This is a genomic window from Methylomonas rhizoryzae (assembly GCF_008632455.1).
GTDB classification, from domain to species: Bacteria; Pseudomonadota; Gammaproteobacteria; order Methylococcales; family Methylomonadaceae; genus Methylomonas; species Methylomonas rhizoryzae.
Genome location: NZ_CP043929.1, coordinates 1,549,638 through 1,572,715 on the forward strand (window position 1 = coordinate 1,549,638; position 23,078 = coordinate 1,572,715).

Annotated in this window: 23 protein-coding genes and 1 tRNA gene; 12 read left to right on the forward strand and 12 right to left on the reverse strand. The window is 53.7% G+C overall.

What is annotated here, in order from left to right; translation table 11 throughout:
• The first annotated feature begins 3 nt into the window (after positions 1-3).
• The 5 genes from F1E05_RS07140 to F1E05_RS07160 are packed head-to-tail and all read left to right on the forward strand — an operon-like array spanning position 4 to position 5,228.
• On the forward strand, positions 4-1,791 hold the full coding sequence (locus F1E05_RS07140; protein WP_150047640.1) for a DUF2341 domain-containing protein: 1,788 nt from the start codon (positions 4-6) through the stop codon (positions 1,789-1,791).
• Positions 1,792-1,805: 14 nt separating this feature from the next.
• A complete protein-coding gene (locus F1E05_RS07145) occupies positions 1,806-2,210 on the forward strand; it encodes an ExbD/TolR family protein (protein ID WP_150047641.1) in 405 nt (134 codons plus the stop codon).
• Between the two features lie 4 nt (positions 2,211-2,214).
• Positions 2,215-2,871, forward strand: coding sequence for a TonB C-terminal domain-containing protein (locus F1E05_RS07150; protein ID WP_150047642.1), 657 nt, complete (start codon positions 2,215-2,217; stop codon positions 2,869-2,871).
• Positions 2,872-2,889: 18 nt separating this feature from the next.
• Positions 2,890-4,596 carry a putative porin gene (locus F1E05_RS07155; protein WP_150047643.1) on the forward strand — a complete coding sequence of 569 codons (1,707 nt, stop codon included), beginning with the start codon at positions 2,890-2,892 and terminating at the stop codon, positions 4,594-4,596.
• An 8-nt stretch (positions 4,597-4,604) separates the two neighbouring features.
• Complete coding sequence (locus F1E05_RS07160; RefSeq protein ID WP_150047644.1) at positions 4,605-5,228, forward strand: hypothetical protein; 624 nt, start codon at positions 4,605-4,607, stop codon at positions 5,226-5,228.
• A 179-nt stretch (positions 5,229-5,407) separates the two neighbouring features.
• Here F1E05_RS07160 and nifS read toward each other — a convergent pair whose 3' ends face one another.
• From nifS to F1E05_RS07175, 3 genes are read right to left on the reverse strand one after another with little or no spacing between them, the layout of a single operon-like run.
• Entirely contained in the window at positions 5,408-6,622 is a 1,215-nt protein-coding gene (gene nifS, locus F1E05_RS07165) for a cysteine desulfurase NifS (RefSeq protein ID WP_150047645.1), read from the reverse strand.
• On the reverse strand, positions 6,615-7,526 hold the full coding sequence (nifU, locus tag F1E05_RS07170; RefSeq protein WP_150047646.1) for a Fe-S cluster assembly protein NifU: 912 nt from the start codon (positions 7,524-7,526) through the stop codon (positions 6,615-6,617). The genes nifS and nifU overlap by 8 nt, the downstream gene beginning before the upstream one ends.
• An 18-nt stretch (positions 7,527-7,544) precedes the next feature.
• Positions 7,545-7,901, reverse strand: coding sequence for a HesB/IscA family protein (locus tag F1E05_RS07175; protein WP_150047647.1), 357 nt, complete (start codon positions 7,899-7,901; stop codon positions 7,545-7,547).
• Between the two features lie 197 nt (positions 7,902-8,098).
• Here F1E05_RS07175 and F1E05_RS07180 point away from each other — a divergent pair, with 197 nt between their 5' ends.
• The 4 genes from F1E05_RS07180 (at position 8,099) to lplT (ending at position 10,898) form a co-directional block, all read left to right on the forward strand.
• Positions 8,099-8,353, forward strand: coding sequence for a nitrogen fixation protein NifZ (locus tag F1E05_RS07180; RefSeq protein ID WP_150047648.1), 255 nt, complete (start codon positions 8,099-8,101; stop codon positions 8,351-8,353).
• Positions 8,354-8,546: 193 nt separating this feature from the next.
• On the forward strand, positions 8,547-8,864 hold the full coding sequence (locus tag F1E05_RS07185; protein WP_150047649.1) for a hypothetical protein: 318 nt from the start codon (positions 8,547-8,549) through the stop codon (positions 8,862-8,864).
• A 229-nt stretch (positions 8,865-9,093) separates the two neighbouring features.
• Positions 9,094-9,612 (forward strand): 3'-5' exonuclease, encoded by a 519-nt coding sequence (locus tag F1E05_RS07190; protein ID WP_150047650.1) that lies wholly within the window; start codon positions 9,094-9,096, stop codon positions 9,610-9,612.
• A gap of 113 nt (positions 9,613-9,725) precedes the next feature.
• Positions 9,726-10,898, forward strand: coding sequence for a lysophospholipid transporter LplT (gene lplT / locus F1E05_RS07195; protein ID WP_150047651.1), 1,173 nt, complete (start codon positions 9,726-9,728; stop codon positions 10,896-10,898).
• On the opposite strand, the gene F1E05_RS07200 is transcribed toward lplT, so the two are convergent.
• On the reverse strand, positions 10,855-11,469 hold the full coding sequence (locus tag F1E05_RS07200; RefSeq protein WP_150047652.1) for a TetR/AcrR family transcriptional regulator: 615 nt from the start codon (positions 11,467-11,469) through the stop codon (positions 10,855-10,857). The two genes, lplT and F1E05_RS07200, sit on opposite strands and share 44 nt — an antisense overlap.
• Positions 11,470-11,537: 68 nt before the next feature.
• Between F1E05_RS07200 and F1E05_RS07205 the strand changes: the two genes are divergently transcribed.
• The gene (locus F1E05_RS07205) at positions 11,538-12,053 is read left to right on the forward strand and encodes an NUDIX hydrolase (RefSeq protein ID WP_150047653.1); all 516 of its coding nucleotides are present in this window, start codon (positions 11,538-11,540) and stop codon (positions 12,051-12,053) included.
• Positions 12,054-12,073: 20 nt separating this feature from the next.
• Here F1E05_RS07205 and F1E05_RS07210 read toward each other — a convergent pair whose 3' ends face one another.
• The 5 genes from F1E05_RS07210 to msrA all read right to left on the reverse strand — a co-directional run bounded on the left by F1E05_RS07210 (position 12,074) and on the right by msrA (position 16,610).
• Positions 12,074-12,502, reverse strand: a complete 429-nt coding sequence (locus tag F1E05_RS07210; RefSeq protein WP_150047654.1) for an Hsp20/alpha crystallin family protein — start codon at positions 12,500-12,502, stop codon at positions 12,074-12,076.
• Between the two features lie 108 nt (positions 12,503-12,610).
• Positions 12,611-12,687, reverse strand: a tRNA-Asp gene (locus tag F1E05_RS07215).
• 88 nt (positions 12,688-12,775) lie between these two features.
• Positions 12,776-13,627: a quinoprotein dehydrogenase-associated putative ABC transporter substrate-binding protein gene (locus F1E05_RS07220; protein ID WP_150047655.1), complete on the reverse strand. Its 852-nt coding sequence runs from the start codon at positions 13,625-13,627 to the stop codon at positions 12,776-12,778.
• 176 nt (positions 13,628-13,803) lie between these two features.
• Complete coding sequence (locus F1E05_RS07225; RefSeq protein WP_150047656.1) at positions 13,804-15,654, reverse strand: methanol/ethanol family PQQ-dependent dehydrogenase; 1,851 nt, start codon at positions 15,652-15,654, stop codon at positions 13,804-13,806.
• A 323-nt stretch (positions 15,655-15,977) separates the two neighbouring features.
• A complete protein-coding gene (msrA, locus tag F1E05_RS07230; RefSeq protein WP_150047657.1) occupies positions 15,978-16,610 on the reverse strand; it encodes a peptide-methionine (S)-S-oxide reductase MsrA in 633 nt (210 codons plus the stop codon).
• A 75-nt stretch (positions 16,611-16,685) separates the two neighbouring features.
• Between msrA and hslO the strand changes: the two genes are divergently transcribed.
• Both hslO and F1E05_RS07240 read left to right on the forward strand, forming a co-directional pair.
• Entirely contained in the window at positions 16,686-17,561 is an 876-nt protein-coding gene (hslO, locus tag F1E05_RS07235; RefSeq protein ID WP_150047658.1) for an Hsp33 family molecular chaperone HslO, read from the forward strand.
• Positions 17,562-17,568: 7 nt separating this feature from the next.
• Positions 17,569-18,345, forward strand: a complete 777-nt coding sequence (locus F1E05_RS07240) for a hypothetical protein (protein WP_150051842.1) — start codon at positions 17,569-17,571, stop codon at positions 18,343-18,345.
• 126 nt (positions 18,346-18,471) lie between these two features.
• On the opposite strand, the gene malQ is transcribed toward F1E05_RS07240, so the two are convergent.
• Genes malQ through glgC form a run of 3 tightly spaced genes read right to left on the reverse strand, consistent with a single transcriptional unit; the run spans position 18,472 to position 22,920 of the window.
• Entirely contained in the window at positions 18,472-19,950 is a 1,479-nt protein-coding gene (gene malQ, locus F1E05_RS07245) for a 4-alpha-glucanotransferase (RefSeq protein ID WP_150047659.1), read from the reverse strand.
• 14 nt (positions 19,951-19,964) lie between these two features.
• Positions 19,965-21,650 carry a glycoside hydrolase family 57 protein gene (locus tag F1E05_RS07250; RefSeq protein WP_150047660.1) on the reverse strand — a complete coding sequence of 562 codons (1,686 nt, stop codon included), beginning with the start codon at positions 21,648-21,650 and terminating at the stop codon, positions 19,965-19,967.
• Complete coding sequence (glgC, locus tag F1E05_RS07255) at positions 21,640-22,920, reverse strand: glucose-1-phosphate adenylyltransferase (RefSeq protein WP_150047661.1); 1,281 nt, start codon at positions 22,918-22,920, stop codon at positions 21,640-21,642. Before glgC ends, F1E05_RS07250 begins: the two co-directional genes overlap by 11 nt.
• Positions 22,921-23,078: the final 158 nt, after the last annotated feature.

Consider the following 23,078-nt stretch of genomic DNA (forward strand, 5'->3'; position numbering starts at 1 on the left):
GGCATGAAAACATTGGTAACCCTGGTTTTTATTCTGGCGACGCTGCCGAGTTTGGCGCAAGCTTGGTGGAACGAGGATTGGGCATATAGGAAGAAAATCAGCTTGGATGCACAGCAATTGCAGCAAACCGGCATCAAGATAGCCAATGAGGGCTTGGTGCTGGTCAGATTGCATACCGGCAACTTCGCCTATTTCGCCGATGTGGCGGAAGCGGGTAAAGACTTGCGGTTTATCGCTAACGACGACAAAACCCCGTTGAAATACGCAATCGAAAAATTCGATGCACTCAACGAAATGGCCTTGATTTGGGTGCGTCTGCCTAAAGACTTGGCGAGCAGCGCCGAGCCGGCGTTTTGGATGTATTACAAAAATCCCAAGGCGGTGGACGCTCAGGATGCTCCCGGCATTTTCGACGTGGCTCAGTTGGTCGCTTATCACTTCGACGGCAGCGCGGTTAAGGATGCTACCGCTTACGGCAATCAACCGTCGTCGGCAACTAATAGTACGGTCGATAACGGCGTGGCCGGCAGCGCCGCCGGGTTCGACGGCAATCAAGACATACGCATCGCCGCCAGTCCCTCGATCCAAATGATGCTGGATTTCGGTTGGACGGTATCGGCATGGGTCAAAATCGAGCAAGCGCAAACCGACGGGGTGATGTTCGAGCGCGACGGGCTGGTGTTGTCCGTCAGAGGGCAAACCCCGGTGTTGAATTTGAACCGCAAGGAAATCGTCAGTCCGTTCGACTTGAATCTGGCGACCTGGCATTTTTTGGCGATTACCGGCACTAACGACGGTTTTACCTTGTTTGTAGACGGCAAGCCGGCCGGCACGCTGCCGGATACGGTTTCGGCCTTGCAGGGCGACATTGCCATCGGTAGCGCCTTGGACGGCAGCCGCGGCTGGGTGGGCGCCATCGACGAATTCGGCATAGCCAAAGCCGCCCGCGAGCAAAACGCCTTGCAATTTGCCGCCGCGTTGCAGGGGCAATCCGCAGAGCTGTTGATCTATGGCGAAGACAGTTCGCCGGACGCGGAGCAGGGCGGCAGCGAGTCGCGCATTATGGCGACCTTGGGCGACGTGACGCTGGACGGTTGGGTCATTATCGGCATGTTGGCCGTCATGCTGTTGGTCAGCTGGCTAGTGATGATTACCAAAGCCTTGGTGCTGAACAAAAATTCCAGGGAAAACAAACGGTTCGAGGATGCGTTCCTGCAGTTGCAAGCCACGGACATCGGCGATTTGAACCGTAGCGCCACGGAAGACGATGCCGACATCGAAGCCTCCCCGTTGTTGTCGCTGATGGGCAGTCACGGCCGGTTTGCCGGCTCGTCCATCTACAACCTGTACCACGTCGGGGTGGAAGAGTTGAACAAGCGCTTGTTGAAAGCGTCCGGCGCCGACGTAGCCGAACAGTCGCTGTCCGATAAGGCCATCACCTCTATCCGCGCCGCCATGGAATCGGTGTTGGTGCGGGAAATTCAAAAACTCAACAGTCAAATGGTGTTGTTGACCATTGCGATTAGCGGTGGCCCGTTTCTGGGCTTGCTGGGTACGGTGTTGGGGGTGATGATCACTTTCGGCGACATTGCCGCCAGCGGCGAAGTCAACGTCAACGCGATAGCCCCGGGGATTGCCGCCGCGCTGGCGACCACGGTCGCGGGGTTGCTGGTCGCGATTCCGGCCTTGTTCGGCTACAACTGGCTGGCTAGCCAAATCAAGTTGATTACCGCCGACATGTACATTTTCGTCGACGAGTTTTCCGCCAAGTTGTCCGAACGATACAGCTAAGGGGAATGCCGGCGATGCGTTACCAAGAAGAATTGGATAACTACGACGAGATCAACGTCACTTCGATGTTGGATTTGGCCTATGTGCTGCTGATTGTGTTCATCATCATGACCACGGCGGCGGTACAGGGTATCCAGGTCAATTTACCCAAGGCCAGCGACGCGCCCAGTCTGTCCAAGCCGCAAACCAAGGCGATCACGGTGACGGCGGACGGCACGATTTATCTGGATACCTTTCCGGTCACCATGGAGCAACTGGAAGCGACATTGATGCAATACAAGGCCGCCAATCCGGAGTTTCCGGTGGTCGTGAAGGGCGAAGCCAGCGTCGAATATCAATACGTGGTCGATATCTTGGCCTTGTTGGGGCGCTTGGAAATCACCCAAGTCGGCTTGGTCACGCAAAAACTGGTCAAGTAAGGCGATGAGTTCCGGCACACATTTTCGGGTGTATCTGCCCAGGATCATTATTGCCGGTTTGGTGTTGGCGTTTATCCTGGCCGTCGTTTTAGTCGTTAGACATTTTCTCGAGCAGCAGCCGGAAAAGGCCGAGCGCAAGATTCAGCCGATTACCTTGTTGAAACCGCCGCCGCCTCCACCGCCGCCGCCTAAAGTGGAAAAGCCGCCCGAGCCGGAGGTCAAAGAAAAAATCGAGGAGCCGGAACCCGAGCAGGAACCGGAGCCGGAGACGCCGCCGGACGAAGCACCTGCCCGCGATTTGGGCCTGGATGCCGATGCCAGCGCCGGCTCGGACGGCTTCGGGCTGGTGGCGCGCAAAGGCGGAACCGGGCTGTTCGGCGGCGGCAATCCTTATGCCTGGTACGGCAACATGCTCAAAACCCAAATCGTCAACTTGTTAAGCGGTAAAGACGAACTGCGCCGCAAAGGCTATAGCGCGGTCGTGAAACTGTGGCTGAGACAGGACGGCTCGGTGGAGCGGGTGGAATTAAGTCGGGGCAGCAATGACGCGGACATCGACGATCTGTTGCAACGCCAGTTGGCCAAACTGGACAAGGTCGCCGAGTCGCCGCCGCCGGGCATGCCGCAGCCGGTCAGGCTAAAAATTTCTTCACGTATTTAACTTTCATCGAGTAACACAATGGCGAATCAATCACGGCTGCTGGCACTGGCGGTCTGGGGGCTAATCGGCACCGCGCAAGCAGGCGAAAAAGAAGAACTTTTGAAATTGCGCAATACCACCGCTAATTTGATCCAGCAATTGGTCAAACAAGGCGTGCTGACCGAACAAATGGCGCAACAGATGATCAAGCAGGCCGAGTCCGACGCCGAACAGCAAGTCGCCGCCGCCGGCAGCAAGGCCGCCGCTAAGGAAGTGGTGCCGGAGGATGAAGTGAGGGTGGCTTACGTGCCCGATTTCGTGAAAGATCAAATTCGCCAGCAGGTGCGCGCCGAACTGCGCGAGGATGTGGTCGGCGACGTGATGGCCAAAGCCAAGAACGAACAATGGGGCATCCCCAATGCGCTACCGGAATGGGTGCGGCGTTTCAAACTTTCCGGCGACTTGCGCTTGCGCTCTCAGCACGAATATTTAGCGCAGGACAATATCGATAATGCCTTGAATCCGACTTATCTGGATCCGATGGCGGTCAACGACGCCGGCGGCGTGAGTGCGGCAGGACTGGATGCCTATTTGAACACGCGGGAAGACAGGCAACGCTTTCGCGAGCGTCTGCGCTTGGCGATCGATGCCGACATCACCGAGGGTTTAAAGGCAGGCGTGCGGCTGGCGACCGGCAATCAACGCGATGCGATTTCGACCAATCAGAGTTTGGGCAACACCGGGCAGCGTTACGCATTCGATCTGGATCGCGCCTATTTGCAATACGACAGGACGGACGAGCATAAATTTAAATGGTTAACCCTGAGCGGCGGCCGGATCAAAAACCCTTGGTATACCGGTGGCGGCGAATTTACCGGCGCCAGCGAGCTGGTTTGGGACGTGGACTTGTCGTTCGAAGGCTTTGCCGGTACTTATCGCTACAACTTGCAGGAGGACGGTCTGGTTTCGGCCAGCGATCCTTCTCGCTCGCTGTATTTAACCGCCGGGGCCTTTCCGTTGCAAGAGAGCGCCCGCAGCAGCGACAAATGGTTGTTCGGCGGTCAGGCCGGGGTGGATTGGGGATTCGAAAATCAAGACCAATTAAAAGTCGGGCTGGCCTATTACGATTATGTCAATGTACAAGCCAAACCCAATACGACTTCCGTCGGCACGTGCGATTTGAATAACGTGGCCAACAATGCGTCGCGTCCGGAATATATGCAAAGCGGCAACAGCTTGGCCACCATCTGCCGGGAAGGCAGCAAAACCAGCCCGCAAGCCACGCCGGGCATGGTGGGCTTGGCCTCCGATTTCAATATCGTCAACATCAATGCCTCTTATGAGCTGGCGCTGTTTTCCCCCTACCATCTGCGCTTTAGCGGCGATTACGCTAAAAACGTGGGCTATAAGGCCGGCGAGGTGGCTAGCCTTTTCGGCGCGCCGCGCGACGAGCAAACCTCCGCCTGGCAAGCCAGGGTCGATTTCGGCTGGAGTCGCCACACGGTGCCCGGAAACTGGAACGTGTTTGCCGCATACAAATACGTGCAGCGCGACGCGGTGCTGGACGCCTTCACCGATTCCGATTTCCATTTGGGCGGCACCAACGTCAAAGGCTGGTTTATCGGCGGCAACTATGCCTTGTTGAAAAACGTCTGGTTGACCGGCCGCTGGTTGAGTGCCGATGTGATCAGCGGTCCGCAGTACGGATTGGACGTGCTGCAGCTGGATCTGAATACCCAGTTTTGAGTATGAGCATGAAAGCGATCATTGCGTGTATGTTATTAGGCGGTGCGGGCTTAGCGCCCGGTTTGGCTCAGGCTGTGCCGCGCGAGGCCGGTCATCAGGATGCGGTCGTGTCGAAATTGCAAAGCATGGTGAAAAAACTGACTGCCGAGCGCGACGCGGCGCTTGCCGCAGCGGATAGCTTGGACGCCCGGCTCCAGCAAACCGATAGGGAGTTGGCCGAGCTTAAAAAGTCGAAAACCGGGTTAGGCGTGGAATTGGATGCGCAACGCGGTGCGGCAAGCGAGTATCGTAATCGCTGGCAATCCAGCGAAGGTCGCTACAAATCTTTAGCGGACGATTACGAAAAGCTTTCCAAAACCAAATCCGCAAGGGAACAGGAGTTGGCGGAATTCATGGCGAAACAGCAAGAAACCGCGCATCGTTTGGACGAATGCGGCCAGCATAACGTCAAGCTTTACCAAGCGGCTGAAGAGTTGTTGCAGCGCTATCAAAACAAAGGCACTTTCAGCGGTTTGTTGCAGGACGAACCGTTGCTGCAATTTCAGCAAGTCGACATGGAGAATATCCGGCAGGAATACGAGGACCGCTTGCGTGAAGGGCGCTTGTCGCAGCAATCCCAGGCTGAGCCTTGATTGCGGCGGGCTACGGCGGACAAGCCGCCTGTTAACTATTCGGCCATGTTCGTTCTGAAAAACTATCAGCATAAGCAACGGCACGGCGCATTGAAGCCGTTTTACTCAAACCAATAACAAAGCCCCTGCCACCTTGAGGCGGCAGGGGCTGTTGTGCCTTAGCATTAGCTGGGTTGAGCTTATGCGTAAGTCGGCTGGAACGCTTGCTCCGGATCGGCGACCGGGGCGTTGTTGATGCTGTCCCAGTAAGGCGACAGTTTACGCAAGGCGGCGACGATGTCAGGCATGACTTTCAACACTTCGTCGACTTCGCGCATGCTGTTGTAACGCGAAAACGAGAAGCGGATAGTGCCGTGCGCGGCGGTGTACGGAATGTCCATGGCCCGCATCACGTGCGACGGTTCCAAGGAACCCGAAGTACAGGCGGAGCCGCTGGAAGCCGCGATGCCGGCTTTATTCAGCAGCATCAAAATCGCTTCGCCTTCGATGTATTCGAAGGCAATGTCGGTGGTGTTAGGCAAGCGGTTGTGGATGTCGCCGGTAATGAAACAATTGGGGATTTGTTCGACGATGCCGCGCTCCAGGCGGTCGCGCATGGCTTTCACCTGGTTGTTCTCGAATTCCATATGCTGCATGGCTAGTTCGCAGGCCTTGCCCAAGCCGACGATGGACGCGGTGTTTTCGGTACCGGCCCGGCGGCCGCGCTCTTGGTGGCCGCCGCGCAACAACGGCCGATAACGGGTACCGCGGCGCAAATACAACACGCCTATGCCTTTAGGGGCGTGCAATTTGTGGCCCGACAAGCTGAGCATGTCGATTTTGGTGTCTTGCAGCATCATTGGAATCTTGCCGACCGCTTGTACCGCGTCGGTATGAAACATCACGCCGGCTGCGTGCGCCATTTCCGCCATTTGTTCGACCGGGAAAATGGTGCCGGTTTCGTTGTTGGCCCACATCACCGAGACGATAGCCACTTGATCGGACAGCAGATTTTGGTAGGTTTCCAGGTTCAAGCGGCCTTGTTTGTCCACCGGCATGCGGTGAATGATGTAGCCTTCTTTTTCCAAATGCTCGACCAAATTCAAAATCGCCGGATGCTCGACCGCAGTGGTAATGATTTCTTTGCGGTTGGGTTGGGCTTTGATGGCGGACAGAATGGCGGTCGAGTCGGACTCGGTGCCGCATGAGGTAAAAATGATTTCCGAATCGTGCTCGGCGCCTAGCAATTCCTGTACTTGCGAACGGGCTTTCTTGATCGCCTTGGCCACGCCGTCGGCAAACCGGTGGATGGAGGACGGGTTGCCGAACTGCTCGGTGAAAAACGGTATCATCGTGTCGACGACCGCCATGTCCACCTTGGTCGTGGCGTTGTTGTCCAGATATATATCAGCCATGGCTAGCCCCCTCGATATTCACCAACTGCGGCATTTGCGAAGCCGGCACGACTTTGATGAATTCGCCCAGGATTTCCATCAAGCGTTGTTGGATGCCGCCTATGGTCATGGACGACATGCCGCAACCGTTGCAAGCGCCTTTCATGTTGACGTAAGCGGTATTGCCGACGACTTCCACCAGTTCGACGTCGCCGCCGTCCGCACGAAGCGACGGACGCATTTCGTCCAACACTTCTTCGATTTTCTTGATGCGTTGCACGCTGGTTAACGGACCGGTCACCGCAGTCAATTTAGGTTTAGGGGCGGGCGCTGCGGTTGGATCGAATGATTCGCCTTGTTCTTTCAACACTTTTTCCAAAATGGCTTCGATGTCTTCGTGGCAGGAAGCGCAGCCGCCGCCGGCTTTGGTGAAGTTGGTCACGTCTTCGACGGTCCGCAGTTTGTTGGCCCAGACCATTTCTTCGATCATCACCGCGTCGATGGCGAAGCATTTGCAGACCAGCGCACCTTCTTCGTGATCGTCTTTCCATTCTTCGCCGCGGTAGTTGGCGACGGCGGCTTGTAGGGCTTCGCGGCCCATGACCGAGCAGTGCATTTTTTCCGGCGGCAGGCCGTCCAGTTCGGCGGCGATGTCTTGGTTGGTGACTTTCAGCGCTTCGTCCAGGGTCAGGCCTTTGATGATTTCGGTCAATACCGAAGAAGACGCAATGGCGGAACCGCAACCGAAGGTTTGGAAGCCGGCGTCTTCGATGACTTCGGTGTCTTCGTTAACGCGTAAAGTCAAGCGCAGGGCGTCGCCGCAGCTGATGGAACCGACTTCGCCGATCGCGTTGGCATCCGCGACCGCACCGGCGTTTTTGGGGTTGAAAAAATGGTCTTTAACTTTGTCCGAATAATCCCACATGATAATTTCCTCCGCGTCTTAGGAACAGGTTTTAGGGGTGCCGCCGTTTTCGCCGGTAGAGAACGACGAGCCGCAGGCGCAGCTTTTTACTGCATTAGGATTGACGAATTTAAAACCCGATCCTTCCAGGCTATCGACGAAATCGATCGACATGCCGTCCAGTTTGGGCATGCTCAACGGATCTACGAATACTTTGACGTCGCCGCAATCGATTATGGTGTCGTCTTGGCTATGCGTTTCCTCTAATTTCAAGCCGTACGACAATCCGGAGCATCCGCCGTCGGTAACTTCTATACGTAAGCCGCCGGTAGGCTTGTCTGAATTTGAAATAAAACGGCCCACGGCTTTTACGGCGCTTTCGGTTAATGTAATCATCTTTCTCATCTCCTGAAACGGGTTGGCATTGATCTTGTAACGTTAGAAGCAACCAGCATGCCATACGCTGCCTAAAGGCTTAACTGTCTGAAATCGCTGGCGGCGGCGGGGCTGGTCCGGCAATGGGGGTGGGTCCGACACGCACAAACGAATTGTTTTTGTCGGATTTGCTACAAACTAACTGACAGGAGAATTGAATGAATATAGAAGACCTGGATTTAGGCGACGTGGTTTACGCGGCGCACAGCATTATCAACGACGGCAGCATGCCGGGTAGCGAGGAAGGTGAAGTGCTGGCCGAGCAAGGATGCCGGGGCGTGATTGTGATGAAAGGCTACGTGGAGGAAGACCCCAGTCGTAGCGTATTCTTGGTGCGCTTCGAAGACGGGGAAATGAATCTTGGTAATCCGATAGGTTGCTGGAGCGACGATTTGATGGTGATGGACGCCTGAAACGATTCGCAGCGGCTTGTAGGTCGGTTTGGTGGATTTGTGCTGCATTTCATACATATTGTAGGGTTATTGGGCAAGGCATGAATTGATTATATTTTAGGAATCAATGACATGAGATTTATTTGAATAGGCATCTTAATTGCTTGTCGTTTGCTGCCGGTTTCCCGGTTTTGATTATTTGCCGAGGTGTGAGATGTTCGAAGTTCTGATGTTTACCTTATTAATGTTGCTGTTGGCTGTTTGCGCGTTTTCGCCGTTGGGTTTTTCTTTGCTGTCGGTCTGTAAAGCGGCCGGTAAAGAATCTATAGTCGGCAAAACCGCGTTGTGTGCCGAAACGAAATCGGTTTCGATACCCGAGGATTCAATTTTGCGGCGGCATTTTTTGAGCCAATTGCAATCCGAAGTGGAGTCGGCGCTGTTTCCCCGCCCGACTGATTCGGTATTGCAGCGGCATTACGATACCTTGGTTGCCAACGAGCTGAAAAGCAGGCTGGTCACGGTTGCGGAATAATTAACCTGTCCTTTGTCATCCGGTTTGACTAGTATTCAGCTAGCGAGCCGGATCTCTTAAAATTCGACTCGGCCAAGTCGAGTAAACTTTCGCGGTCATCAGCCTGTACGTGCGTATCCGATTTAGCGTTCGGGCTTGCCGAACCGGGAAATTTTGCAGCCGTTTGCTTGTGCTGTTTGCGACAATGGCGCCGTATTACCCTTACTTCTCGTCGATGCAGTGAATTGAAGTGCGAATTTCCAGACCCGCTATTATTGATTTTGAAGCTTCCGGTTTAGGTTTCGATAGTTTTCCGATCGAAGTGGGGGTGGTACTAAGTACCGGGGATCGTTACTGTGCGCTGATCAGGCCGGAGCCGGTCTGGCAGTATTGGGACGATGCGGCTGAAAGCTTGCACGGGTTGACGCGGGCCGATTTGATTGAACACGGCAAGCCCGTAAGGCAAGTGGCTCAGGAATTGAACGCCTTTTTGGCGAATAGAGTGGTGTATTGCGACGGCTGGGTGGTCGATAAAGCTTGGTTGTCCAAGCTGTATTTTTACGCCGGCATGGAGCCGGATTTCAGCTTGAGTGCCTTGGAAATGATTTTGCGGGAAGCGCAAATGGATATTTGGAACGATGTTAACCGGCAAGTTTTGGCGGAATTGTCGTTGCCGCGGCATCGGGCCAGTACCGATGCCCTGATTATTCAAGAAACTTTTTTCCGCACTTTCGAGTTGACCAAGGAAGAAAGGACGCCCGTAGGTTGACGGTCTTCCGATCTAAAACATTGGCCTATCGTTCGAATCGCTTCGCCGATCTCGGTGCCATGCTATGCTGTGGGGCTGCTTCCTAGCTTTTATTTCGGAATTACCCCCCGCCGATGAGCAAATATTTTTATCCGCTATTAATCGCCCAATTTTTGTCGGCATTTGCCGATAACGCCATTTTGTTTACCGTCATCGCGATGGTGATACAAAGCGATACGCCCCCGGCTTGGTACGTGCCGGCGCTGCAAAGCGTGTTTCTGGTCGCGTTCGTGTTGCTAGGGCCTTGGGTCGGTGCATGTGCCGATAGTCATCCGAAGGACAAGGTGTTGATTGTCGCTAATTTGATCAAGGCTGCCGGCGCAGGTTTGTTGTTGTTAGGTGTTGAACCCTTGCTGGCTTATTGCGTAGTCGGTGTAGGGGCCGCTTTGTATAGCCCGGCCAAATACGGGATTCTCCCGGAGCTCGCCGGTCATCGCGATTTGGTCAAAGCCAACAGTTGGATCGAAGGCTCGACTATCTTAGCTATCCTGACCGGTATGGTGGTAGGTGCCAAAGCCGCGGATCAATCGATTGGCATGGCTTTGACCGGCACGATGGTCTTGTTTTTAGTATCGGCGGCGACAACCTGCTTGTTACCTGCAACCGTCAGGAAAACGCTGCCGGTTGGTTCCAAGATCGTATTGTTTTACCGGGAAATTTGTCAGTTTTTGGCGTCTCCGCGTTCGCGTTTTGCGGTTTTGGGGGCGTCACTATTTTGGGCGACCGCGGCGTGCGTCAGGGTCATTATCGTTGCCTGGGCACCCTTGGTGTTGATGACCCATAACGCCAGCGATATAGCCGATCTGACATTGTTTTTAGCCTTGGGCATAATCGTCGGCTCCGCTTTGGTGCCAAGGTTGATCCCGCTGGAACATTTACGCCGGGTCAGAATACCGGCTTATTTGATGGCGTTGTTGATAGTCGGCTTGAGTTTTACCGGCTCCATATGGCCGGCTCGCATAGTATTGTTATTGATGGGTACCGCGGGCGGTATGTTTGTGGTGCCTATCAATGCTGCGTTGCAGGAAATCGGTTACCAAAGCATAGGCAGCGGAGGTGCAGTGGCGATGCAGAATTTTTTTCAAAATGTCGCGATGTTGTTGTCGGTTGGCGGTTATACGTTAGCCGCTACGTTCAACGTTGGGCCTACGGCTGCCTTATTCGGATTAGGCGCGTTGTTGTTTTTGATGACGTTTGGGGTGGTTATGCGTTTGCCGGCAGAGAGGGTAAACGCCAACCGCGAATGAAGTTTTGGACTAATAGGGTCACGGTAGCTGCGGTGTCTTCCGCGCCTACTCGTCCCAGGCTACCGTTTAGTGCCAGAATACAGGCGCCGTGCACGCCGCTCCATAGCGCTCTGGCGGTGAGGCGAATATGTTTGGTCGAGCCGTTGGGCTCGAGTTGCTTAAGCAAATCTTCCACTAGCGTAAACATTGCGGTTATTTTTGCTTGATACCAATCCGGACTGGTTTGATCGTCGATTTTGTCGAAAATCATCTGCCAACGGTTGAAATGTTGATGGGCGAAATCAACGTAAGCCGTAGCCAGCGTCAAAATGCGTTGCTCGGCGTTGTCGCCGGCATAGCCCGCTTGCTGCAAGGTTGTCGCCAATTCGTCCAGCGTGCGGCCTTTGACATGCATGGTCAGATCGTGCATGTTTTCGAATACCATATAAATGCTGCCGACCGTGTAGCCGATTTCCAATGCAATCTTGCGTACCGTCAGCGCGTGATAACCTTCCTCAACGATGATGGTTTCGGCGGCTTGGAGCACCATTTCCTTGATTTGTTCTTGGGTGTGTTCGCTTCTTCTAGCCATAACCGCACTGCGCTAAGTGAGAAATGCCATTACCATACACGACCTTTGGATTAGAAGCGATAGCTATCATGCACAATGAAATGCTTGCGGTAGTGGATGAGTTTGATAGAGAGATAGGGCGGCGTAGCAGAGCGGACGTCCATCGTTTGGGGTTAAAACACCGGGCTGTGCATGTTTTGGTGTTTAACGATAAAGACCAGTTGTTGTTGCAAAAGAGGTCGTATAGCAAGGATTTGAATAAAGGACTGTGGGATAGCTCGGCTGCCGGTCACGTCGATGCCGGCGAGGATTACGACAGCAGTGCGCCTAGGGAGTTATGGGAAGAGCTGGGTATATCGGCACCGTTAACAACCCTGTTTAAGCTTGAGGCGCTACCGAGTTTAGGCATGGAGTTTATTCGTGTCTATCGTTGCGTGCACCCCGGACCGTTTACTGTCTCCGGCGACGAGATCGACGAAATCCGCTGGTATGGTTTAGCTGAAATCGATTGCCGAGTAGATAAAGACGATCCGCTAATGACCGTGACGTTTAAGACAATTTGGCGGCATTATCGTGTCGTCACGGCTAAACCGGACGGGCCCTGACAGCCCGTCCGTATCCGGAATTACTCTATGGTCATGCGCTGGCCGACTTGTTTTTGTTTTTTTAATAAATTCAAGGTCAATACCCCGTTTTCATAACGCGCTTTACTGGCGGCTTGGTCGATATCCGCGGGTAATTGGAAGCTGCGGGATATTTCGCCGAAGTAGCGTTCGCTACGCAATACTTTATCGTCCTTTGTTTGACTGTCTACTTGGCTGACTTGGGCGCGTATATTGACTACGTTGTTTTCGATGTTTACGTGGATATTATCTTTGCCGGCGCCGGGAATCTCGGCCTCGACGATGTATTCGCCCGGGTTTTCCTTAATGTCTACCTTGATTTGGGCCGGTAATGGGTCGCCATGTAAGGGCTTTATAAAGTATCCGGGATTCACATCGCGAAATAATTCGTCGAATAAGCCGCGACTGGCAAATGGACTTAAGCTATTCATATCGATTCTCCTATGCGTTGTGTAAAACAATTACCGAATGCAAGGAAATTATGGGGGCTAACGCTACAAATTCAAGGGCGTACTTGTAGCGATATTGGCAGGGACTAATGGCGGAGCGGACGGGGCTCGAACCCGCGACCCCCGGCGTGACAGGCCGGTATTCTGACCAACTGAACTACCGCTCCGCTGTTTAGCTGGGTCATTATACAGGAGTACTCAGTTGCGTCAATTTATACAGAGTGTTCGGGAGATGAAATTCGGCGTTGCATAGACTCAATCGTCGTCTTGACGAGACGGTTGTTCGGGGATCGGAAGAATTGGAATACCGTATGACGCTACGATTTTTTGAATTTCCGTTAAATTCTGCTCGATCAAGGTATTGAGCTGTTGTTTTCTATCGTTGTCCCCCTGTCTTACCCCCATGGCGATAGAAAACTCGAATTTGATGCCGGGTGCGGATGTCATCGGTAACGCAATATAGCTGTCTTTAGGGCTTTGCGCCTGTACATAGCCGGCCATAGGGCCCCAGAGAATGACCATGTCGATAATTCCCTTGCGCAAATCTTGCTCGATTTGCATGGCGACGTTGTGTTCACTATCGCCTGTCATGCTTTGATAGGGCACGCCTTGATCGAGTAAGCCGTTTTGTTGCAACCACTCTGTACCGGGGCCGCGATCGAACATGGCGATTTTTAAAGATTCCTGGCGTTGCAAGGGTAAATTGGCCAATTGCGAGGGAGCGGAAATGTCGTCCCAGCCACGGCCTTTAGCGATTAGCAATACATAGGTGGAATGGAAATACGGTTTGGTCGTTTCGGTTAAATCGTAACCGGCGGGAACCCCCATGACCACGTCGCATTTATAACCGCCGTCGTCGGTTTCCGCTTTCAGCGTATTTCGAATGAAGCCGATTCTTTCCGGCAGCCAGGTATATTCGATTTCCTGGCCCAGTTGCCTGGCAAACAACGCGGCTATTTTGTTTTCGTAGCCGGTGAGTTCTTTGGTCGAATAAGGCGGGTGCAACGGATCGGCGCAGACCCGAAATTTTTCACCGGCTTGCACCTTCGGAATTAACGCCGTTGTGCAAAGTAAACAAGCTATTGCAGCTCTTGAGTATTGAGTCATCGCGATTTCCTTAAACTATACGAGTAGTGCCGATCACCAATTTCGCCGCTCGAGTGCGGTGCGATAATTTAGCTGAAAACGATGTGGCTAAATCAGCCCGCAGACAGTAACACATAAAAAAGCCTTGGTCGATTACTCGACCAAGGCTGGTTCGAACGGATCTATCGGGTTAGATCTTAGTTCGGCAGTGCGAATACGGTCAAAGTACCGCCCAACTTGGTGTAAGAGTTCAAGCTTCTGTATGCGCCTACAGCGCCCAAACCTTCGGTGTTGGATGAAGAATCGCCGTTATCCAAGCCTGCTGCGATACCGATACCTGCCCAACCGCCGATACCCGACAGAACGCCAACGTATTGTTTGCCGTTGAATTCCCAGGTGTTGACGTTACCGATGATGCCTGATGGGGTTTTGAATTTATACAATTCTTTACCGGTTTTGGCATCGACTGCTTTCAGGTAGCCTTCCAGGGTGCCGTAGAACACGACGCCGCCGGCGGTGGCTACAGAACCGGACCAAACAGAGAATTGCTCTTTATTGGACCAAACGATTTTGCCGGTTTTAGCATCCCATGCGGTGAATTGGCCCAGGTTGGTGGTGCCGTCTTTTTTACCGGTGATGGCGTCGGCGCCGGCCGGCATCATGTTCAGAGTAGCACCTACGTAGGGTTGACCCGCGGTGTAGCTAACTTCGAACGGTTCGTACTCCATGCACAAATGGTTGCCTGAAATGTAGAACAGGCCGGTTTGCGGAGAATAGGAAACCGGTTGTTGGTTTTTCGCACCCAACGCGGCAGGGCAAGTACCCACGGTGTTGACGTCTTCGCCGTTGTGTTCGGTGGAGAACTCAGGCACGACTTGCGGACGGCCGGTTTTCATGTCGACGTGGGTCAGCCAGTTGACGGATTTGTCGAAGGTTTCTGCGACCAACAATTCGCCGGTTTCGCGGTCCAGGGTATAACCTACGCCGTTACGGTCGAAGTGCACAATGGTTTTGTGCATTTTGCCTTTGACTTCTTGGTCTACCAGAACGGTTTCGTTGATACCGTCGTAGTCCCATTCGTCGTGCGGCGTCATTTGGTAAACCCATTTGACTTCGCCGGTGTCGGCGTCGCGAGCCCACAAGGACATGGACCACTTGTTGTCGCCCGGACGTTGTACAGGGTTCCAGGTGGATGGGTTGCCTGAACCGTAATAGACCAGGTTCAGTTTAGGATCGTAAGAGTACCAGCCCCAGGTGGTGCCGCCGCCGATTTTCCATTGGTCGCCTTTCCAGGTGCTGGTGGAAGAGTCAGGGCCCAGCGGGGTGACTTTGCCGTCTTGCCAAGTGGTGGATTTGCCCGGTTTGATCAGGGTGTCTTTGTCAGGACCCATGCTGTAGCCTTTCCACGCCAATTGGCCGGTTTTGATGTCGTAGGCAGCGAGGAAACCGCGCACACCGAATTCACCGCCGGAAATACCGGTCAGAACTTTATCTTTAACAACCAATGGTGCGTTGGTGTTGGTCATACCCAGTTTCGGGTCGCCGTTTTGCACGCTCCATACGCGTTTACCGGTTTTGGCATCCAGAGCAGTCAGCACGGTGTCCGATTGTTGCAGGAAGATTTTACCGTCGCCGTAGGCCAAGCCGCGGTTAACGGTATCGCAGCACATGACCGGAATGGTAACGTCGGCGTCCATGGTCGGGGTATATTCCCAGATAACGGACTGAGTTTTTTGGTCGATTGCGTAAACGGTGTTGGGGAAAGGAGTGTGAACGTACAACACGCCGTTGACCACTAAAGGACCGCCTTCGTGACCGCGCAGAACGCCGGTAGAGAAGGACCAAGCCGGTTGCAGATTTTTAACGTTTTGGGTGTTGATTTGAGAGAGTTTGCTATAGCGAGTGCCGGCGTAGTCACCGCCCCACGTTGCCCAGTTGGCAGGGTTTTCGGTTAATTTTTCTACATCGCTGTTAGCATTAGAAACTGCAGGTGTTGCAATTATTGTTGCTATAGTCGAAGCAAGCAGCCAGTTTTTTACAGGCTTCATATGTTTCCTCCCGGTAATCTGCTCAAGTAGACAGAGTACGTTTTTGTTTGTTAAGACTAATATTAGTTTTAAAGCTCTGAGTTGGATGACTGCCGCCTGACCTTTCGGTTGTTTCCGAGCGTAATGGGATAGCCAAACCAGATGCGTAAATTGAAGGATTTTTTCCCAAAAGTCAACCCGAAAAACTCTGGGCTTATGCGGACTGTAGGCTAGGGTAGTCGCTATCTATCGGCCATTGTTTAAGAAGCGGTCGTTTACTTGCAATCTTCTGCCTGCGTTTGCCGACGCCAAAATGCGGCAAATTTGCGGGATCTTTAAATGCCTTAGTCGTAACATACCCCCAAACCGCCCAAGCCGCAGTATCCCAACGGATTTTTTGCCAGGTATTGCTGGTGCTCTTCTTCCGCGTAGTAAAACGGTACTGTGCGGCGGATTTCGGTGGTGATTTTGCCGAACCCGGCTTCGGTGAGCTTACTCTGGTACGCGGCGAGGCTGTGCGAGGCTAGTTGGAATTGGTTTTCGTCAGACACGTCTATGCTGGAGCGATATTGGGTGCCGATGTCGTTGCCTTGGCGCATGCCTTGGGTAGGGTCGTGTGCTTCCCAAAACACCTGCAGCAATCGGTCGTAGCTGATTTTGTCGGGAGCGAACACGACTTTGACGACCTCGTTGTGTCCGGTAAGGCCGCTGCACAATTCCTGATAAGTGGGATTGGGAGTGTATCCTCCTGCATAGCCCACGGCCGTTGAGAAAACGCCCTCTTGTTGCCAGAAGCGGCGTTCCGCGCCCCAAAAACAGCCCAGGCCGAATTGGGCTACGGCCAGACCGTCAGGGAACGGTTCTTTGAGGGGATTCCCGGTGACGAAGTGGCGTTCGGCGGTGGGTATCGGAGCAACTCTGCCCGGCAGTGCTTGTGCAGCCGTCGGCAGCGTGGTCTTGGCGAGAATTGAGCGCATAGCGATCACCGTATTCGAAGCTAAGGGAAGATCGGGATTATAATCAGCAAATCGACGAAAATATGCCATAACAACATGAAACAACAAGACTGCTTACTGCGTTTTTTATTCGAAAATCTGGGCGTGCGCGGCGAATGGGTGCGCTTGCAGCAAAGTTGGCAGCAAGCCAAACAGCATCAGTGTCTGGCCGGCCCGCTGGTCGAGTCGCAACTCGGCCAGGCGCTGGCCGCCGTAACCCTGCTGTCCGCGACCATCAAATACAAGGGCACGATGATTTTGCAAGTGCAAGGCTCAGGCGAGGTAAGAGCGATCGTAGCGCAAGCGACTCACGACAGAACCGTGCGCGGTTTGGTCCGTAGCGCCGAGACGGTGCAGGGTACAAGCTTGGCCGGAATGATGGGGGAGAATGCGCGCCTGGTGTTGACGATAGAGTCGGAGCAGGGCGAGCCTTATCAGGGAATAGTCGGGGTGCAGGAGGAATCGTTAGCGGCGGTGTTGCGCAGCTATTTCACCCAGTCGGAGCAGTTGCGCACGCGATTGTGGCTGTTCGCGGACCAACACTCTGCGGTGGGTTTGTTACTGCAGGAGTTGCCGGACGAAAAGTCGACTGACGAAGATTGGCAACGTATCGAGATTCTGGCGGACACCGTGACTGCCGAGGAAATGTTCAACCTGGATTGCGAGCCGTTGTTGCATCGCTTGTTTCACCAAGAGCAAGTGCGGATTTATGCGCCGGAACCGGTTATGTTTCGCTGCGGATGTTCCCGCGTGAAAATCGGCAGCACCTTGTACGCGCTAGGGCGGCCGGAATTGGAGGCTATTTTGCACGATCACGGCAACATCGAAGTCGATTGCCAATTTTGCGGTTCCCAGTATCGCTTCGATAACATCGACATCGAAAATTTGTTGGCTAATTCGGGGAACGATAATGAATCGCCTACCCGGCACTGAGGAGCGGATGAACAAAAGACTATTGCTTAGAATCGGTCTGGCAACCGTTTTGTCGTTGACGTTGACGGGTTGTCTGGAATGGCTGCACGCCTATCAAACCTATTTGCAAATGGAGGAGTTCGACCGTTATTTCGCGGTGACTTCGGCAGACGACTTTACCGTGCATTTCAAGGATCCCAAATTATACAGCGACGATTTTGTCGCACTGGCGAAACTACAGGCAAGCAGCGAACAGAAAACCGTCGAGGGTAAGCGTTGGCGCTATTTGTTTAGAAAAATCGATCAGAACGACAGACTGGTTAAGCCGGAAATCAGTTTTTACTGCGAATTGGTGTTTAACCGCGAAGATAAGGTGGTCGAGTGGTCGTTTTCCAAGTTGTTTTTACAAATTGCACCGCCGGAGTTTTTAGAGGCTTCCTTCCGCTCCTTGGGCGGTGCGGAAATCAACGAAGGTAAAAAACAGTTGAAAGCCAAGGCCGAGCTGATCGATAAAGTGGCGGCGGATTTGCCGAAAAAATCGGCCGTGTTGGCGCAATTGGGTCAACCCTTGGAAATAGAGCAACAAGACGAACGGCAAATCTATGCCTACAAATTTCGGTTGGACGCGCGCGATGTGGAAGAAGGCTACGAGGACAGAACGCTAAGCGAAGTGAGGCTGGCTTTTGATAACAAGAGCGACGAGCTGGTCAAGATGTCCGGTCGGTTTGCCGGTCTGAAAATATCCATCAACTATCGGGATTTACAAGAGGATGAGGATAAACAAGTCGCCTTGGCTGCTCACTGAGGAACTCCCCATGCTTTCGAAATTGAAAGACTGCCTTTTAGAGGTTGTCGGTTCGGGTCGCTATCGCGACGGCTTCATCTTCGCTACCAAAACCATCCTTGGTTTGTCGCCCCGGCTGCGGGCTTGTTAGGCTCTGCGGCCGAACATGGATAAAAAATGCGCGAATCGGCCGGCTTTTTCTTCCGTTAATTGCTGCCAGTTGAATCGCCAATGCCAGTTGCCTTCGGTAGTGCCGGGGGTGTTCATTCTGTCTGAGGAGCCCAGCAGCAATATGTCCTGCAAGGGGATGACCGCCAAATTAGCCACGGATGCCAGTACCGCATGCATCAAGGCCCACGGCATGGGCAGGCTGGACCAGCCCAAATAGTCGTAAATACGCTGCTTGTCCCCGTCGTTTAGGTTTTCGAACCAGCCAAGTGTGGTGTCGTTGTCGTGGGTGCCGGTGTAGGCCACGCAGTTATGGCTAAAATTCATGGGTAAATAGGGATTGTGCGGGTTGCCGTCGAATGCGAACTGCAAAATTTTCATCCCCGGTAACCCGAACTGATCTCTTAGCGCTTCCACCTCTTCGGTAATGATGCCTAAGTCTTCCGCCACCAAGGCCAAGGCTGGAAACTCCCGGGCGATGGCTGTCAGCAACTCGTCGCCGGGCGCTTTAACCCAATGTCCGTTAATGGCGGTTTCTTCGCCGGCCGGTATTTCCCAGGCCGCCTCCAAGCCGCGGAAATGGTCTATGCGCAAGATGTCGAATAATTCGTTTTGGCTTTCGATGCGTTGCAACCACCAGCGGTAGCCGGTTTGGCGCAAATAATCCCAGTTGTAGTGCGGGTTGCCCCAGCGCTGTCCTAGCTCGGAAAAATAATCCGGCGGTACCCCGGCTACCGTTTCCATTTCCCCGGATTTGTTTAACTTGAAAACCTCTCGGTTCGCCCAAACGTCGGCGCTGTCGTAAGACACGAAAATGGGAATGTCGCCGAACAGTAAAATGCCTTTGTCCCGGGCATAGTCTTTCAATTCGTGCCACTGCTTGAAAAACAGATATTGTTCGAACTTGATGCCCTCGATTACCGCGCTCAACAATTTGCGTGACTCCTTCAAGGCTTGCGGATGCCGGTTTTTCAGGGCATCCGGCCATTCGAACCAGCATTTGTGACCGAATACGTTGCGTAAGGCGATGAACAACGCAAAATCGTCCAGCCAATACGCCTTATCCCGGCAAAATTGCTCGAAGTCTAACTTGTCGGTTTTGCCGGCCGCTTTGCCGAATTGCTGAAAAGCTTTGCCGATTACGCAGCTTTTCCAATAGAGTTGCCCGCTGTGGCAGTCGGCGGATTTTTCCGCCGGCGGCATCCAGCCTTTGCGATCCAGCCAGTCCAGATTGATCAAGGCCGGGTTGCCGGCATGGGCCGACAAACATTGATAGGGCGAGCCGTCGCCGTGCGGCATGCCTAACGGCAATGTTTGCCAAACGCTGGCGCCGACGTCGTGCAGGAAATTGACAAAGTTAAATGCCTCTTGCCCTAATTCACCGTTTTCATTCGGCCCGGGTAACGAGCTGATATGCAATAAAACTCCGGCACGGCGTTGTTGTAAGAGAGCACTCATAGAATCCTATAAAGTCAATATTGATTACTGCGCCGCATGGCTCCGCCCAGCGCGGGTTCGCCGGAACCTCGGGTGAAGGACAGCGCAAGGTAGGGTGGCGGCTCTTCGCCGAGCAGGCGGTACAAGTTGGTTAAATTCAAGCGGTATTGGCGTTCGAAATCGCTGACGGCTTCGCCCGGGTTATAGTCGCCGAACCACCAAAACCAATCGGAGCCTTCGCAGACGGCCAGTTGTTTTTCCGCCAGCATTAAACGATGCTGATCCAAACGGTTTTCGGCAACGGCTTGGTCGAACGCGTGTTTGACGTCGCCCAGCATGTCCCAGCCGCAATTTTTATCCGCATCGCCTATCCAGGTGGAAAACGTACCGTAGACCCAGCTGCCGGCGATCAATCGGGATAAGGGTAAAACGCAAACGTTCTGATTCAAGCATTCCGAAAACGTGGTAAGCATGATGCGCGGGTGTTCGCTAAGACGCCGATACAGCGCGCTAAGAAAATGATACCCGTTTTCCGGAAAATATTCCCAGGCATTCTCGCCGTCCATTACGATGGAGACTACCGCTTCCCGTTCGGCATAGTCGGCAATGTTTTCCAGATGCTGAATCAAGTCGGTTACCGCGTCGTCGGCGTGCCATTTCGAATATTCGAAGCCGATTAAATCGGACAAGCCGTCGTCGCGGAAAAAACAGGCGACATTGGTATCGGCAAGCCGGAACGGATGATGGATGCCGGGCGAAAGGTTGCCCGTGGCATTCAGGCTGTTGCGGAGTACGTTGCCGCCGCTGGCGGTCCATTTAAATCCGCATTCGTCCAACAATTTCAAGGTTGCTTGGCTGAGGCCGCCTTCCGAGGGCCAGCAGCCCGTCGGTTCGATACCGAAAAAATGCCGGAAGGTTTCAATGCCTTTGCGCAAGTGCCATTTCACCCGCTCGTCTCCTCCGGGGTAATGGTGCAGTTTGGGCATGGCAATAGGCGCCATCGCTTCGTGCGCACTGTTCAAGTCCAGCAGCAAGGGCATGATGGGGTGGGCGTAGGGGCTTACCGATAGCTCGATGCGGCCTTTACGGGCCAGCGCTTTGTAGCGGTATAGGATGCCGGAAAGCAAGTCGCGGATGATTTCCAATACTTCGATGCGATCGTGCATCGAGAATCCGCCGCCTTTCGCAAGCAAACGCTGCACGCGAGCATCGGTCAGTTTTACGCTTTCACCCATCCAGACCAAGTGGTACCAAACCAACAAGTCGGAGAAAAATTGGGCGTTGAGGTAGTTGACCGCGTCCTGGTGGCTTTGGATCCATTCCGATATTTCGGTGAGTTTGCGAAAGGCCGGATAGCGGTTGATTTGCCGGTCGCGATTGGCTTTTAAGCAATCGTGCAGCAAGCCCAGCCGGCGCTCCGCATCGGCCGAAACGCTGGGCTCCACCAAGGCCGCCAGCAAGGGGTCGTTGATTTTGATCCCGTCGTACAAATAGGCGTTGACCTGATTGGAATAGTCTTCGATTTGTTCCAATAAGATGGGCGCGAAATTGACGACCGCTTTGGCTCCGGGTACGGCTTCCAGGTGAAAAGCCATGTCGGCATAGTCTTTAATGACGTGCAAATACGTCCAAGGCAGTTTGAATTCGCCGCTGTGGCAGTCCCGGTATTCGGGCTGGTGCATGTGCCAGCACAGCACCAGCTTGATGGGCTTATCTGACATAGTGCCGTCTTTGGCCCAGCATTTCGCTGGTTACCAAGACGACTCCGCCCTCGCTGACGTAAAAGCGTTTTTCGTCTTCGGCCCTGTCTTCCCCGATGACGGTGCCTTCCGGTATTTGGCATGCCTTCTCGATAATGGCCTTCTTGATCCGGCAATGGCGGCCGATGTTGACCTCCGGCAGTACCACCGAATCTTCGACCGTACAGTAAGAATTGACCCTGACGGAGGAGAACAACAAGGAATGGCGCACGGTCGAGCCGGAGATGACGCAGCCGCCGGATACCATGGAGTCGATGGCTTGGCCGCGGCGGTCGTCGTCGTCGAATACGAATTTGGCCGGCGGGGTTTGGGCTTGGTAAGTCCAAATCGGCCAGGTATTGTCGTAAAGGTTCAAATCCGGTTTTACCCCGATCAGCTCCATGTTGGCCGCCCAATAAGCGTCTATGGTGCCCACGTCGCGCCAGTAGGCCTGCTGGCCGCTTTGCAGATCCAGGAAGGGGTAGGCGTTGACCCGGTATTTGTGGATCACCGACGGAATGATGTCTTTGCCGAAATCGCGGCTGGAGCTTTTGGTGTCCGCGTCTTTGATCAATTGCTCGAATAGAAAGGCGGCGTTGAATACGTAGATACCCATGGAGGCCAGCGCGGTGTCCTCGCGGCCGGGCATGATGGGCGGATTTTCCGGCTTTTCCACGAAAGCCCGTACCCGGCGGTTGTCGTCGACGTCCATTACCCCGAAAGCTTTGGCGTCTTCCAGCGGGACTTCGATACAACCTATGGTCAAATCGGCTTGGTTGGCGACGTGGTCGGCCAACATCGCCGAATAATCCATTTTATAAATGTGATCGCCGGCCAGCACCAGGACGAATTCCGGATTGCGGGCGCGGAGGATGTCTATGTTTTGATAGACCGCATCGGCGGTGCCCTGGTACCAAGAGTGTTCGTCGTGGCGCTGTTGGGCCGGCATCAAGTCCACGTATTCGTCGAATTCGCCGCGTAAAAACCCCCAACCCAACTGAATGTGGCGGATTAAAGAGTCCGCTTTATATTGGGTCAATATGCCGATTTTGCGGATGTCGGAATTGATGCAATTGGACAACGGAAAATCGATAATCCGGAATTTGCCGCCAAACGGAACGGCCGGTTTAGCCCGCCAATCGGTCATATCTTTTAGGCGGGAACCGCGGCCACCCGCCAAAATTAACGCTATGGTGTTGCGGGTCAGTTCGTTGATGCGTCTCGTAGAGGCATTGTTGATGACGACAGACATAGTATCCTTCTCCAATTATGAACGGCTGCTCCGAATGTCCTAAAGCCGCGCAGCTTCGGAGGCCGGGTTTTCTACTTCTACTTGCCGCGCCGCGCCATTATCGTTACTCTTCGCACAAAAGTAAAAAATCCATCGATGCAAATGTCGCAATTCCTCCA